Origin of the sequence: Vibrio sp. 10N.222.49.C12 (assembly GCF_041475025.1) — a bacterium.
In the GTDB taxonomy this organism is placed as follows: Bacteria; Pseudomonadota; Gammaproteobacteria; order Enterobacterales; family Vibrionaceae; genus Vibrio; species Vibrio crassostreae_C.
Map to the genome: position 1 here is coordinate 1 of NZ_JBFRVF010000027.1, position 15,097 is coordinate 15,097.

The following is a 15,097-nucleotide window of genomic DNA, read 5'->3' on the forward strand; positions in this document are numbered from 1 at the left end:
GAATTGACTGTGCCAAATACTTTCTTTCTACAAGAGAAAGTAGTTATTCGTATTGGTCACTCAGTTCATTGAAACCAAAGTTGATTCCGAGGAATCTGTTTTACTTCTCTTAATTAAAAGAGAAGATAAAACGTTTTGATATTCATCAACGAGTGCCCACACAGATTGATAGGTTTAAATTGTTAAAGAGCGCTAGCGTTTTGTGATTCACATCTCAGTCGCTAGGGGTGCGTACTATACCTGCACCACTTTGAGAGTCAAGGGTTATTTTCAAACTCTTTTTCTCTACCGATTTCGCTGTGTGACTTTCGTCTCACTCCGTGTCGGTGAGGCGGCATTATAGAGAGATTGAGATGGAGCACAAGGGCTTTTTGAAATAAAAGTTTTGTTCGCCTAAAAAGCCACCAGATCCGCATTTTTCGAATAAAAACTAAACATTTGAGACGTATCACAGCAATACATTGGAAAAATGGAAGCCATGAACGTAAGATTCATGTGTCTATTTTGTTAATGGTAGATGCGTCTATTTCGTTTATTAATATGTAGTATTCCGATATGAACTCAAAAAAATCGATGTTGTTAATTGTCGCACTGGCTGTATTAGGCGGCATTGTTTTCTCTCAGGTAGATATATCGCCTGCAATTACCTTTATCCTTGGTGTCTTGGCTTCCGCTTTTGTTGTTAACTTTTCAAGCACCGACTCAAAATCAGATTCAGAACCTAAGGCTTCAACCAAAACACTTTATGTGGGTAACCTTCCATACAAAGCGAACGAATCACATGTACGTGAATTATTCTCAGAGCATGGTGAAGTATTTGCAGTACGTTTAATGAAAGACAAACGTACTGGTAAAAGAAGAGGCTTTGGATTTGTTGTTATGGCAAGTAATGATGTGAATCATGCAATCTCTGCACTTAACGATAAAGATTACATGCAACGCACTTTAAAAGTACGTGTTGCAAATGATCCTAAACATCCTGAAGCGGACGAATCTGAACTGAGCTAAACCCTAACTGCTTTAACATACTATTTAGTGCACTTTCTTTTTTAGGAAGTGCACTACAAAAAACTTCACGTACTCCCCCTTCTTTATTAACGCTTTCCAAACCCAACAAATCTTGAACCCGCTTAGCTATCGCTTTACCAGAATCTATCAGCACTACACTTTCACCTAGTACTTGTTGAATCTCTGATTTGATCAATGGGAAATGAGTACATCCTAATACAGCCACATCAATTGTGTTGATCATCGGCTGAAGGATTTGCTGTAACTCTTCAAGGCTAATCTCCTCGCCTCTGAGTTTATCTTCGGCCATATCCACCAGCCGAGTAGAACCCAACAGCTCTACTCTTTTATTACTCGAGAAGTTTTTGATGAGCTCGTGTGTGTATTCACGAGTAATCGTCGCGGGAGTCGCAATAAGGCCAACCGCTTTATTAGCCAGTAACGAAGCAGGTTTGATTGCCGGGACTACGCCGACAATAGGGATAAGGTTATTAGCGCGAAGTGTCGGCAGGACTATCGTACTGGCCGTATTACAAGCTATCACCACGATATCAATAGCGTGACTCGCCACAAAACTGGCGACGATACTTTGGACTCGCTGAATGAGGACTTGCTGATCGAGCTCACCATAAGGGTAAGCCTCGTTATCGAATACATAGATATAGTTGTGATTGGGTAGTAACTGGCTTATCTCTTTATATACAGACAGACCGCCAACTCCAGAATCAAAGACCAATATGTTTTTTTGTATGCTTTCCGACACAACCATTACCTGTAATAAGTTCCGCAGCAATGATACCCCTTCACCTAGTTTTCGCCAATCATCACTCTACATAATGCAAGCTCGGTAGCGTTGATGCCCAAAGCGCTCACCCTGCTCTACATTTTCTAGCTCTATCTTAAGCTTACCTTTAAAGCATGGCGCTGACGTGACTAAGGTATGGAACTCACCATCTTCTCCACATGGGTCGACGTGACTTGGCAAACTGTCTATTAGTTCAGGCGTGTATTCTTTCCCGCAATAGCTCATGTCTAATGCATCGCTATCAACTGTGACGAGAAAGGTTTCGATTCCTCTATTTATGATTTCTTGAGCCAGAGTTTGGCTACTCTCTCCCATTAGTGGAAACACACACTCCCAGCCAGCCGGTTCTATATAGCTTTTTCTATAGTCGGCAATGCCATTGCAAAACATATCGCCAAATGCGACCGCATCAATTGATAAGCAAGACCCTTCCAATGCTGAGACAATCGTACTTTGGTAAATCTCATTGCTCGGGAACACTTCAGGAAGCTCTATGGTAATGAGTGGCAAACCGATTAATTGTGCCTGCATGGCAACGACATCAATAGGAGTTACCTGGAAAGGGACTTCATCTCCAACATAGGTAGTATAAAGAGCAACAACTTCATACTCAGCACTCTCAAGCAAACGCTCTAGGGTTAATGTAGAGTCTTTGCCTGACGACCAACTTATGACGACTTTCTTTTTCATTGATATACCCAATAAGAAAAAACCGCCCGAAGGCGGTTTAGGTGATAATTAGAATTGGTAAGTAGCATTCACGTAATATGTACGCTCTGGTGATGGGTATCCACCAGCAGTCTCGTACTCTTCGTCAGTTAAGTTATCCACTCGACCATTTAAAGTAAGGTTTTCATTCGCATAGTAGTTCACTGAAACATCAAACAAGCTATACGCTGCGAGATCTTCAGAGAAGTCCGGTCTCTCACCTACATATTGGAAACCTAATGAAACATCAACATCATCGAAACTAGCCACTGCATTATACTTGTAAATCTTCTTAGCTCGGCGTATCAGTTGCTCACCAGATTGATCTTCTGGGTCTTGGAAATTAGCGCTCACTTGGTGGTTAATAAAGCTAGTATCAAATCCAACGACCATTTCCACACCACGTAATTGGCTTTCGCCATCGGTATTGTAGTACTTACTTGTCGCGTAGTTGTAATCAATTAAGTCTTCGACGTTCGTGTCATAGCCAGTAATCGACCAATCAACATCCTTGATTAAGCCACCAAAAGTCAGTTCAAATGAATCTGCCTTTTCAGCTTCTAACTGTGCATTACCGTAGTAGCTATATAGTTGATACAAGTTAGGTGCTTTGAAGGATGTGCCATAAGCTGCTTTTACAACAAGCCACTCAGCATAACGATAGCCTAACCCTGTGTTGTAAGTAGTTTCTGTACCAAACTGCTCATTGTCATCAACACGAAGACTCAGTTCTCCGAACACTTTATCCGCATCTGCGTTTAATGCAGCGAAGTACGCAACATTCGTTCTGTCGTATTCAGTATTCGAAGGCTTAACAATATAAGCCTCATCACGCCAATCTACACCACCACTAAGAGTCAGTGACGACGTTAGTTTGTATGAATTCACCCATTGAACATTTAGCTGTTCAAGCTCATCAGATGTTGCTGACGCTGAGTTCTTGCCTAAAGACTGTTCGTAGTTCCAGTTATCTTGATTCTGATAGTTAACTAAGAAATCAGACTTAAGTTCACTGCCACTATATTTAACACCAGTAGCAAAGGTCGAATTTTGAACTTCAGCTTCTTTGTAAGAATGGTCTGTACCAAATGAACCATCGTACTGAGAAATGGTTTCAAACATACGGAAATTCGCGAAGCCACTCCATTGCTGATCAAAATTATGAACATAACCAATTAGAGCATTGCGTGATTCAAAACCATGGCGATCACCATCATTAACACCTGGTAATGGATGAACGTTGTATCCCTCATCGGAATCGTAACCAACAGATACGTTCAAGTGACCATTTTCACCGACCTTAGTACCACTAACAAAGCTCAGCTCTTGGTAATCTAAGCTTCCTAAACCTGCACTAACTGCCGTTTTTTCATTGTCAGAGTTTGCAACAGTAATAATGTTGATAACACCGCCGATAGCTTCTGAGCCATACATAGCGGCACGAGCTCCTCGAACGTATTCCACTCGGTCAACGAATGTAATTGGTAACTGGCTAAAATCGACACCACCCTTTGCAGCTCGCGCAAAACGAATACCATCAATGAGAACAAGCACTTGATCAGAGTTAGCACCACGAACAAAGATCGAAGCTTGCTGTCCTCGGCCTCCATTTTGTGAAACCTGAATACCCGTCAATCGTCTAAACACATCTGTTAGAGACTTAGCTTGAATTCGATCGATATCTTGGCGTGTTACTACTTCAACTTGAGCGACAACACTTTCCGTGCTTTGCTCAAAACGGTTAGCCGTAACCACCATGGTTTCGTCGGCAGATGCTTGTTGGGCGTGTAAATTGGAGATAGGTGAAAGCAGCGATGCTACAGCAACCGCTAAAAGGGATTTGTTCATGTTGTGATCCTAAATCGCGTAAATTCCTACCAAACCACATGTCATGGTTTAGCCGCTGGCAGGTATTCGGACTCAAGAGCACAACCCTTATGGTTACCTAATATTCGACTTCCCACAAAAAGCTATTTGCAGTGTCTTATGAATACTCGTTCTCTTTTACCGCTGCGCGTCAGTTCTGGATTTACACCAGATTCCCTCTTCAGCCATCTATACATCTAAATGACACCAGCTTGCCGAAGATAGTATTGACCTATGAATCATTTGTCTAGTCTAAGATAGTTATAAGCTATAGTTTTCATGGTCGATTTACATTGAATGGCTCTCAACACTGGACAAGCGCCTGTGATTGAATAAAATCTGCGCTCTTGATTTAAAAGCACGACAGCAAAAGGCATAACAATGGCGAATTTAGATGTAAACCCGCAACGCTACCAAGAACAACTGGCAGAAAAGACAGAGCGTCTTACAGAAATGTTCTCAGAATATGATGTGCCTGAACTGGAAGTGTATGAATCTCCAGAACAACACTATCGCATGCGTGCTGAGTTCCGCGTGTGGCATGAAGGTGACGATATGTATTACGTCATGTTCAATCAAGAGACTAAAGAAAAATACCGCGTAGACCAGTTCCCTGCAGCTAGCCGTCTTATCAATGACCTAATGCCTCTATTAACAGATGCAATGAAGGACAACCACTCTCTGCGCCACAAGCTATTCCAAGTAGACTTCCTTTCTACGTTAAGCGGCGAAATTTTGGTGTCATTGCTTTACCACCGTCAATTAGGTGAACAGTGGATTCAAGATGCTAAAGCACTTAAGCAGCAATTAAACGATGAAGGTTTTAACCTAAACCTGATTGGCCGTGCGCGTAAGATGAAAATCGTACTGGACCGCGACTACGTAATTGAAAAGCTAGATGTGAATGGTGATAGCTACATCTACCAACAAGTAGAGAACAGCTTTACTCAACCCAACGGCAAAGTGGCAGAGAAAATGTTGGAATGGGCTGTCGATTGTACTCAAGACAGCAAAGGCGACTTACTTGAGCTTTACTGTGGTAACGGTAACTTCTCATTAGCGCTAGCACAAAACTTCGAGCGTGTACTGGCAACTGAACTGGCGAAACCGTCAGTAGAATCTGCGCAATACAACATCGCTGCGAACAACATTGAAAATGTTCAGATCATCCGTATGTCTGCAGAAGATTTTACTGTAGCAATGGAAGGCAAGCGTGAGTTCCGTCGTCTACAGCAAGCGAACATCGATCTTAAGAGCTACAACTGCAACACTATCTTTGTTGATCCACCGCGTTCAGGTATGGATGTTGATACTTGTAAGATGGTTCAAGGCTACGAGCGTATCATGTACATATCTTGTAACCCTGAAACATTGAAAGAGAACCTAGACATCCTAAGCGAAACGCACGACATCACTCGTTTTGCTCTGTTTGACCAGTTCCCTTACACGCACCACATGGAAGCTGGCGTATTCCTAGAGCGTAAAGCGTAAGTATCGCTTTCAGGTCTAAGCCAAACAGCAGATACAAAAAAACGAGCCCATTGGCTCGTTTTTTTAATTTCTAAATCAGCTTAAGCAGTTTTGCCGATAAAGCCGAGTTTCTTACCTACCCATGCAAGAAGCAACATCGCGACAATAATCGCAAAGAAGTTTGAGCCAGCATCAGGGTGTTGTGCCTTCACAAAAGCCGAGTGGCCAAATGCACCTACAAAGAAACAAGCCAAACCTACTAGTGGAATATCTTCAGATACTGGGTTAGTTAGGTACTCTTGGTAAAGTGCTTGTACAGCCAAGACTAAAGCAATCAGTGGGAAAATAGAGAAGCCCACTTCGCTCATTGTTACCCAAGATAACAGAGCATCACCACACACACCGGCAATAACAGCAAGTACGAGTGTCTTTCTTTCTGAACCACGGTTTACAGTATTATTTTCATTCGACATTATTCAATCCCGCCTTTTAATCGGTTACGTTCACGTTCTTTACGATACCAAAAAGCCCCTTTGGCCATCATTCGCAATTGCATGATCAAGCGTTCAGCCAGTTCATCTCGCTGACGTCGATCTAAATCTAATGCTTCTGCCCCTGAGTTGAAGACCAAGATAACGGAGGCTTCAGCTTGAGTAAAAGCTTCGTCTCGTGTCATGCCAGTCGTTATCAAATATTCGGTTAACTCAGCAGAGAAGTGCTGTATCTCACGAGCTACCGCTGCACGAAACTCAAATGAAGTTCCTGAGCGCTCTCGCAATAACAGTCTGAATACGTTAGGGCTGCTTTCAATGAATTCCATAAAGGTTTCAACCGATGTACGAATCACACTGCCTTCTTTTACTATGCGTTGCCTAGCTTGACGCATTAACTGGCGCAGCAGTAAGCCACCTTCATCAACCATGGTTAAGCCAAGCTCATCCATGTCTTTGAAGTGACGATAAAAGGAAGTCGGTGCTATTCCAGCCTCACGAGCGACTTCTCTCAAGCTTAGATTGGAAAAACTACGATCGGCGCTGAGTTGGCTAAATGCTGCATCGATTAAGCTGCGACGAGTTTTTTCTTTTTGCTGTGCGCGAATGCCCATTGGTTTCATACTTTATCAATTTCTTCTTTTACAGCCTAAACAGGCATGTCTAATACTCTATTCAATATAACGCGAATCACTTATTTATATAAGGCACTCTGGTTATATAAGACACTAAACATACCTCTTTGTTCACGTACCGAAGTAAATACGTTCGAAGAAAAAATTTCAATATCCACGCTGTCATTTGGAGACATACGACATACCAAATATTATTTTTTCGATAACACTGCGTGATCCCACCGACTCTCTGATGCCCTTTTCATGTACCCGAGAACAGAATCGGTTAAAATCTCGCTAAAGCAATGTTAATCAAATATAACAAGGAAGATATCTATGCCGCACTCCAACCACTTTGATGTAATCGTAATTGGTAGTGGCCCCGGAGGAGAAGGGGCAGCGATGGGATTAACCAAAGCCGGGTTGAACGTTGCAATCATTGAGAAAGAGAGCAGCGTTGGTGGTGGTTGTACTCACTGGGGAACAATTCCTTCAAAAGCACTGCGTCATGCCGTAAGTCGTATTATCGAATTCAACAGTAATCCGCTGTTTTGTCAGAACAACAAAAGCATACACTCAACGTTTTCTAACATTTTGGGGCATGCCAAATCGGTTATCGACAAGCAGACTCGATTACGCCAAGGCTTCTACGACCGCAACCAGTGCACGTTGGTCTTTGGTACTGCACGTTTTATCGATACCAACACTGTCTCGGTAATGCAAAGCGATGGCACTGAAGAACATTACAGTGCAGACAAATTTGTTATCGCGACAGGCTCTCGCCCTTACCAACCAGATAACGTCGACTTCCTGCATGAACGTATCTACGACAGTGACTCGATTCTTTCTCTTAAACACGACCCGCAACACATCATCATCTATGGTGCTGGCGTTATTGGTTGTGAATACGCGTCGATTTTCCGCGGTTTGGGTGTAAAAACCGATCTTATCAATACTCGTGACCGTCTGTTGTCATTCCTAGACAATGAAACCTCAGATGCACTTTCTTATCACTTCTGGAACAGCGGTGTCGTGATTCGCAACGATGAAACCTTTGAGAAAATTGAAGGCACTGATGATGGCGTGATCATTCACCTAGAGTCAGGTAAAAAGATGCGCGCTGATTGCCTACTGTATGCCAATGGCCGAACGGGTAATACCGATAAACTGAACCTTGGTGCTGTTGGCTTAGAAGCGGACTCGCGTGGGCAAGTCTCAGTAAATACCAATTACCAAACCAATGTTGACCATGTTTACGCTGTCGGTGATGTGATTGGCTACCCTAGCCTAGCAAGCGCGGCTTATGACCAAGGTCGATTTGTGGCTCAAGCAATTGTGAAAGGTGAAGCTGAACGCCACCTTATCGAAGACATTCCAACCGGCATCTACACCATCCCGGAGATCAGTTCTGTTGGTAAAACCGAGCAAGAACTTACCGCAGCTAAAGTACCGTATGAAGTAGGACGTTCTTCATTCAAACACCTAGCTCGTGCTCAAATTGCGGGTAAAGACATTGGTAGCTTGAAGATTCTGTTCCATCGCGAAACCAAAGAGATTTTAGGTATCCACGTGTTTGGTGAGCGTGCCGCTGAAATCATCCATATCGGACAAGCGATCATGGAACAGAAAGGTGAAGCAAATACCATCGAGTACTTTGTGAATACAACCTTTAACTATCCAACGATGGCGGAAGCTTATCGTGTTGCAGCACTCAACGGGCTTAACCGTTTATTCTAGATAAAGAACCAATAGGAGTATTTGACCACCCATAGGCCAAATACATAAACAGCAAGCCACGCGCTTGCTGTTTTTATTTAAAACACTGAATATTAAGGCATTGATAGTAATTAGATCATGATGTTCTAAATACCCCTTTACCTGTACAGCCTCATTTACTCTCCACAAACAGAGCCCTCAGAGCTAAGCGAGAAACTCCCCTTTCTTCCACTGAGAAACAAACAACACACCAAGACCAATTCCGCGCATTGCCATAAAGCTCAGCATCGCTAACCACAGTGCATGGTTCTCTAAACCTGATGCTAAATAGAAAATCGCGAAGAAACTACAGGTCGCAACAAACATACTATTGCGCATATCCTTGCCCTTGGTTGCTCCAACAAAAATACCATCCAACAAGAAGCACCACATAGACACCAATGGCATTGCGATTAACCACGGTAAATACACCTCGGCTTGACTCTTCACGTCTGGGATTGTGGTGATCATATTGATTAAGCTCGAGCCAACGAGTGCGAACACTATGGTCAGTACCAAACAAATATTGAAGCTCCAGAAGAAAGTTCCAATCAATGACTGGTTCAGCTCATCTTTGTCTTTCGCGCCTATCGCCTTACCGACCATCGCTTCCATTGCGTAGGCAAAGCCATCCATCCCATAAGAGATGATCATCAAGAAACTCATCAACACGGCATTGGCCGCAACAACATCATCGCCAAAGCTTGCACCTTGGAAGGTCATGAAAGTGAAAGTCGCTTGTAGGCATAATGAACGAAGAAAGATATCGCGATTCAATTTCACGAAACGACTCAAACCTTGGCTGGTTTTCTTAAGCAGATCCCATGGCGATGGTAACTGCTTCTTCGCCCAGATTCGGTAAACACAAATTAGGCCAAATGTTAGACCGGCATAATCAGCCATTACAGATGCCAATGCAGCACCTTCCACTTGCCACCCTAAGCCGATAACAAAAACGATATCCAAAACGATATTGGTGATATTGGTGATGATCACCATCCACATTGGCGCTTTGGCGTTTTGAGTCCCGAGCAGCCAACCTAGAATCACAAAGTTAGTCAGCGCGGCAGGTGCACTCCAAGCGCGGATTGAGAAATATTGCTGACCATAGTGCTTAACTTGATCACTGGCGCTACTCAATGAGAAAACTAAATCGGCGACTAAACTGTGTAAAAGCAAAAAGACACCAGCAAACCCTAAGGCCATGGTCACGCCTTGCACAAAAACTAAGCCTAGTTGCTTGCCATCATTCGCACCATAAGATTGTGCAGCTAGCCCTGTTGTCGACATACGCAGGAAACCAAGCAACCAAAAGGTCACGCTGATCATTGTGCCGCCCAGCGCCACACCACCTAAATACCAAGAGTGCTCTAGGTGACCGATAACCGCCGCATCGACTAAGCCCAACAGTGGAACAGTAATATTAGAGAGAACCATCGGGATCGCGAGCAACAGCACTTTTTTATGCATCGCCTGATTGGATAGCGTTTGAAAAATAGTTTGGGGATTAAATAACTTCACGATCACCTCTTAGATTAGAGGCGATAGTTTAACCTAGTGGGTGGGCTTTCACTATGTTGTGGAATTTTACTTATACCGGCTATGTACTCAGTTACTCGAAATACAGAACCACTAGGGTTACCACTTAACGAGCACTAACTGCGGCGTTAAACGCTTTTTGACCTGAGAGATCTTACAAAGAAGTCGCTGCCACAATTTCCAACGGTTGCATTTTTGGTCTAGTGGAGAAAACGCTTTTACCCATTGTGCCCATGGCAGCCAATTAAGAACGCTGTCTATTGGTGAAGACAACCCATGAGCATACTTTCCTGAACCAAGCTTTTGTCCCAACGTACTTGAGCTTTTATCTCCAGCTAAGACTAAACACGCATGTGCATGAGTAAAGTAGCGGCTCAAAGACTGAATGAAGTTCGCGGTCTGTTGTTCATTACAATCCAGCAAAGCATGTTCACACACCACCATCACCGAGGCTTGTTCTGGAATATTAAGTTCATCCAACCAAGTTAGGTCATCAACAGAGCCACACTCTAAGCGATAGCGTTCATTTTTGTGGAACAAGCGTTGTCGCCAAAGCAGATTCTCGGTTACATCTAACTCAACCCAATGACAGCGGCCATTATCTAAACGGTAGAAACGGGTATCGAGCCCTGCTCCCACGTTAATAATCCAAGCATCTGGGTTATGAGATAAAAACTGTTGAACTTGAGAATCACAAAGTTGAGTCAGTGTCGCGTAAAGGAGTTGCTGTTGGTCGAGTTCACCGGTAAGACATTCTGGTGCGAGCTGGCAACGCTTGCAGGCTTGAGCTGCGATAGGATCATAAACGAGACCATCATCGGCTAGGCTTTCACGACTACGAAACCAAAGATGTTGAACGAGGTTGGTCGGAACTTGGAATTCTTGATGTACAGACCCTTGTTCAGAAGAAGCCTTTTGAACAGAGGAGCGCGGCTTACGAGTAAGCGGCTTCATTTGAGGTTTGGTTGGGTTTGGCATCATCATCTTCCTTGTATCTCGACAAAGAAGATGATAATGAATATCAATTACAATGACAAGTTATTGAGAATAAATATCAATAAGCTATTTGTACTGACTACATCCAGTCGGTGTTGCGAATAATACCAACCGCAAGCCCTTCAATAGACAAGTGTTGAGATTCTAGATCGACATGGATTGGAGAAAACTCTTCATTTTCAGCATGTAACAGAACCGTTGAACCTTTACGTTCTAGGCGTTTTACCGTTACATCATCATCGACACGAGCCACTACAACCTGACCATCGCGTACATCTTGTGTTTTATGAACAGCTAATAAATCACCATCCATAATACCGATGTCTTTCATACTTTCGCCATTTACACGAAGTAAGAAGTCAGCTTGTGGTTTAAACATGCCTGGATCAACTTGGTAATGCATTTCTACATGCTCTTGAGCCAAGATAGGCTCACCAGCGGCAACCTGACCGATTAATGGTAAACCTTGCTCTTCGTTTGCTGCATCTTCAAGCAAAATACGAATACCGCGAGACGCACCCGGGATAATCTCAATCGCTTCTTTACGAGCAAGAGCTTTCAAATGTTCTTCTGCAGCATTAGCAGAACGGAAGCCTAGTTCACGCGCGATTTCTGCACGTGTCGGTGGCATACCGGAATCTTCGATCTTACCTTTGATAAGGTCAAAGACTTGTTGCTGGCGGGGCGTTAACGGCTTCATGATTCACCTGTCTTTTTATACAGTTGACTGTGAGTATATCCAGTAACTGAACAAAAGCAAAGCAATTGGTTGTTTTTAGTTCATTTTTAGCAAATTACAAAAACAGGATCTCTAGCCACACATAACCTGCGAGTGCCAAACAGATGAAAACTGCTGCCGAACCGACATCTTTAGCCATCCCAGAAAGCTCATGATGTTCACTGCCGATTCGGTCGACAACCGCTTCAATCGCGGTATTGATTAGCTCGACAACCATCACCAATACCACCGATGAGATCATTAAGATTCGTTCAACTTGGCTTACATCTAGGTAAAATGCCAACGGAATAAGCACGACCGCCATGAACACTTCCTGTCGAAATGCAGCCTCATTTTTAAACGAACTCGTAATGCCTTGCCATGAAAAGCCTGCTGCTTTGATGATGCGTTTGAATCCGGTGTTTGATTTTTTGGTCATTTTTAACCCTATACTCAATCAGTCGATGAATGATTTTCCACAAACTTAACGGCAATATGACTATTTCCATTAAAAGGTTAGACCAGTTTCTGGTATTCTTGCATCGATTAAATTTACGCCTAGGCTTATCCCTATTTCACTCATAGGATTTATCCTTTTTATCAGAGAAATAGAGATACGCTTCAGCACATTGAAATAACTATTGAGGCAGTGAACCTATATGTCTTCTGGACAATCTTTTTCACGTTCATTAATGAAGCTACCTTTATCCGTATTGGTAAAGGGCACATCAATTCCTTCAAACCCTGTTGAGGATTTGAACATTGATTTGAGCAAACCTATTGTATACGCCTTACCGTTTCGCTCAAGTGTCGACATTCTTACATTGCAAAAACATGCACTTGAATTAGGCCTACCTGATCCGTTGAGCAAGCTTGAAATCAACGGCAAATCACTGCAACGCTACGTTTTCATCTCTTCTCGCAAAACTCTGCTGCAAGACGATGATTATGTACCAAGCTCTTCAATTGAAGTGTTCTCTGAATTGCTTTCACTGCACGCCGACGACTCTGAACTCGATGTTCAAGTTATCCCTGCTACCGTTTTGTGGGGGCGCAAACCTGGTAAAGAGAATAACCAGAAGCCTTACCTACAGGCAATGAACGGCTTAGAGAAATCAAAAGCGGTATTGCTAGCCGGTCGTGACTGCTTGGTTCGCTTTAGTCCTGTGGTTTCTCTGCGTTACATGGCCAACTCACACGGCACCGACAGCACCATCGCGCACAAACTGGCGCGCGTGGCACGTATTCACTTCTCTCGCCAAAAGCTTGCAGCATCAGGCCCTAACCTGCCAAGCCGCCAAGCTCTGTTTGATCGCCTGTTAAAATCAGAAGCGATCAAAAAAGCGATTGAAGACGAAGCACAAGCAAAGAACATCTCGATCGAGAAAGCGAGCAAAGAAGCTCAAGACATTATGGACGAGATTGCTGCGAACTTCTCTTACTCGCTGATCAAGCGTGGTGAGAAGATTCTTGGTTGGCTGTGGAATAAGTTGTACCAAGGCCTGCATATCAGCAACGCTTCAACGGTTCGTAAGTTGGCTCAAGATGGTCACGAGATTGTTTACGTGCCTTGTCACCGTAGCCACATGGACTACTTACTGCTTTCTTATGTGCTTTATCATGAAGGCATGGTGCCGCCGCACATCGCTGCGGGTATCAACCTGAACTTCTTCCCTGCCGGTCCTATTTTCCGTCATGGTGGTGCGTTCTTTATTCGTCGTAGCTTCAAAGGCAACAAGCTGTACTCGACGATTTTCCGTGAATACCTAGCGGAGTTGTTCGCTAAAGGTTACTCAGTAGAGTACTTCAGTGAAGGTGGGCGTTCTCGTACAGGTCGTTTATTGCAAGCGAAGACCGGCATGTTGGCGATGACTATTCAAGCGATGCTGCGCGGCATGAATCGCCCGGTGACTTTGGTTCCTGTGTACATCGGCTACGAGCACGTGATGGAAGTGGCGACTTACGCAAAAGAACTTCGTGGTAAGCGTAAAGAGAAAGAAAACGCGAGCTTAGTGATTCGTACCATTCGTAAGCTGCGTAACTTTGGTAAAGGCTACGTGAACTTCGGTGAGCCAATTCAACTGAACCAATACCTGAATGAACACTCACCTGAGTGGACCAAAGACATCGACCCAATGGGCACTAGCAAACCACAATGGATGAACCCGGTGGTTAATGACTTGGCGACCAAAATGATGACGCACATTAACGATGCGGCAGCGACCAATGCCCTGACCCTTTGTGCAACGGCACTATTGGCTTCAAGACAGCGCGCATTGTCTCGTGACTCTTTGGTTTCTCAGATTAATTGCTACCTGTCTCTGCTTAAGAATGTTCCATATTCGGCAACGTTCACTGTGCCAAAAGACAGCGCTGAAGATTTAGTAAAACATGCTGAATCACTGAACAAGTTCTTGATTGAATCAGACTCAATGGGCGACATCATTTCGCTAGACCGTCACCAGTCAATTCTGATGACCTACTACCGAAACAACATCATTCACTTGTTTGCTCTGCCATCGTTAATTGCACAGATGACTATTCGTCAACGCGGTTTATCAATTGACGCGATCCAAGAGAACGTTGCTGCTATCTACCCGTTCTTGAAGAAAGAGCTGTTCCTAAGCTACGACGAAGACAAGCTTGAAGGCGTGGTTTCTAACATCATTGAAGAGCTGGTTAACCAAGGTATGCTTGTGGTTTCTGATAATGAAGTCACCATCAACCAATCAAACAGCCAAGCACTGATGCTGTTAGGTCGTACGATTTCAGAAACGCTACAACGCTACTCTATTGCTTTGAACCTGTTAGCAGAGAACCCTGATCTGGATAAATCCGATCTTGAACAGAAGAGCCAAGACATTGCACAGCGACTTGGTCGTCTGCAAGGCATCAATGCACCAGAGTTCTTCGATAAAGGCGTGTTTGCGTCGATGTTCGCAACTCTGAAACAACAGCAATATCTGGATAACGATGGTAACTGTGATTTAGACAAGACTCAGCAATTCGCTAAGCTTCTCTACTCAATGCTTTACCCTGAAGTACGTTTGACGATTCAAGAGAGTATCCACCAAGCGGAGTAATCATCAGCTTGGTGTCTCTTGAATAGCGAGGCCAAACGCGATCA

13 protein-coding genes and 1 riboswitch are annotated in these 15,097 nt (G+C 43.7%); of the genes, 4 read left to right on the plus strand and 9 right to left on the minus strand.

What is annotated here, in order from left to right:
- Positions 1-555 precede the first annotated feature (555 nt).
- Positions 556-1,008, plus strand: coding sequence for an RNA-binding protein (locus AB4583_RS10325; RefSeq protein WP_017061054.1), 453 nt, complete (start codon positions 556-558; stop codon positions 1,006-1,008).
- On the opposite strand, the gene murI is transcribed toward AB4583_RS10325, so the two are convergent.
- The 3 genes from murI to btuB are packed head-to-tail and all read right to left on the minus strand — an operon-like array spanning position 971 to position 4,369.
- Positions 971-1,777: a glutamate racemase gene (gene murI, locus AB4583_RS10330; protein ID WP_017061053.1), complete on the minus strand. Its 807-nt coding sequence runs from the start codon at positions 1,775-1,777 to the stop codon at positions 971-973. The two genes, AB4583_RS10325 and murI, sit on opposite strands and share 38 nt — an antisense overlap.
- A gap of 60 nt (positions 1,778-1,837) precedes the next feature.
- Entirely contained in the window at positions 1,838-2,503 is a 666-nt protein-coding gene (locus AB4583_RS10335) for an adenine nucleotide alpha hydrolase (protein WP_136977508.1), read from the minus strand.
- Between the two features lie 48 nt (positions 2,504-2,551).
- Positions 2,552-4,369, minus strand: coding sequence for a TonB-dependent vitamin B12 receptor (gene btuB / locus AB4583_RS10340; protein ID WP_017070283.1), 1,818 nt, complete (start codon positions 4,367-4,369; stop codon positions 2,552-2,554).
- A 39-nt stretch (positions 4,370-4,408) separates the two neighbouring features.
- Positions 4,409-4,614, minus strand: a riboswitch (cobalamin riboswitch).
- Positions 4,615-4,768: 154 nt separating this feature from the next.
- On the opposite strand from btuB, the gene trmA reads away from it, so the two are divergent.
- Positions 4,769-5,878 (plus strand): tRNA (uridine(54)-C5)-methyltransferase TrmA, encoded by a 1,110-nt coding sequence (trmA, locus tag AB4583_RS10345; protein WP_017061050.1) that lies wholly within the window; start codon positions 4,769-4,771, stop codon positions 5,876-5,878.
- Positions 5,879-5,958: 80 nt separating this feature from the next.
- Here trmA and AB4583_RS10350 read toward each other — a convergent pair whose 3' ends face one another.
- Both AB4583_RS10350 and fabR read right to left on the minus strand, forming a co-directional pair.
- Positions 5,959-6,330, minus strand: a complete 372-nt coding sequence (locus AB4583_RS10350) for a YijD family membrane protein (protein ID WP_017061049.1) — start codon at positions 6,328-6,330, stop codon at positions 5,959-5,961.
- Entirely contained in the window at positions 6,330-6,971 is a 642-nt protein-coding gene (gene fabR / locus AB4583_RS10355) for an HTH-type transcriptional repressor FabR (protein WP_010438693.1), read from the minus strand. The genes AB4583_RS10350 and fabR overlap by 1 nt, the downstream gene beginning before the upstream one ends.
- 327 nt (positions 6,972-7,298) lie before the next feature.
- Here fabR and sthA point away from each other — a divergent pair, with 327 nt between their 5' ends.
- Positions 7,299-8,699, plus strand: a complete 1,401-nt coding sequence (sthA, locus tag AB4583_RS10360) for a Si-specific NAD(P)(+) transhydrogenase (protein WP_017061048.1) — start codon at positions 7,299-7,301, stop codon at positions 8,697-8,699.
- A gap of 183 nt (positions 8,700-8,882) precedes the next feature.
- On the opposite strand, the gene dinF is transcribed toward sthA, so the two are convergent.
- The 4 genes from dinF to AB4583_RS10380 all read right to left on the minus strand — a co-directional run bounded on the left by dinF (position 8,883) and on the right by AB4583_RS10380 (position 12,409).
- Positions 8,883-10,238 carry an MATE family efflux transporter DinF gene (gene dinF, locus AB4583_RS10365; RefSeq protein ID WP_017061047.1) on the minus strand — a complete coding sequence of 452 codons (1,356 nt, stop codon included), beginning with the start codon at positions 10,236-10,238 and terminating at the stop codon, positions 8,883-8,885.
- Between the two features lie 117 nt (positions 10,239-10,355).
- Positions 10,356-11,234, minus strand: a complete 879-nt coding sequence (locus AB4583_RS10370; protein ID WP_372104418.1) for a class I SAM-dependent methyltransferase — start codon at positions 11,232-11,234, stop codon at positions 10,356-10,358.
- 97 nt (positions 11,235-11,331) lie between these two features.
- Positions 11,332-11,952, minus strand: a complete 621-nt coding sequence (gene lexA, locus AB4583_RS10375) for a transcriptional repressor LexA (protein ID WP_019820514.1) — start codon at positions 11,950-11,952, stop codon at positions 11,332-11,334.
- A gap of 94 nt (positions 11,953-12,046) precedes the next feature.
- On the minus strand, positions 12,047-12,409 hold the full coding sequence (locus tag AB4583_RS10380) for a diacylglycerol kinase (protein WP_017061045.1): 363 nt from the start codon (positions 12,407-12,409) through the stop codon (positions 12,047-12,049).
- 220 nt (positions 12,410-12,629) lie between these two features.
- On the opposite strand from AB4583_RS10380, the gene plsB reads away from it, so the two are divergent.
- The gene (plsB, locus tag AB4583_RS10385; protein WP_017071790.1) at positions 12,630-15,053 is read left to right on the plus strand and encodes a glycerol-3-phosphate 1-O-acyltransferase PlsB; all 2,424 of its coding nucleotides are present in this window, start codon (positions 12,630-12,632) and stop codon (positions 15,051-15,053) included.
- Positions 15,054-15,097 lie beyond the last annotated feature (44 nt).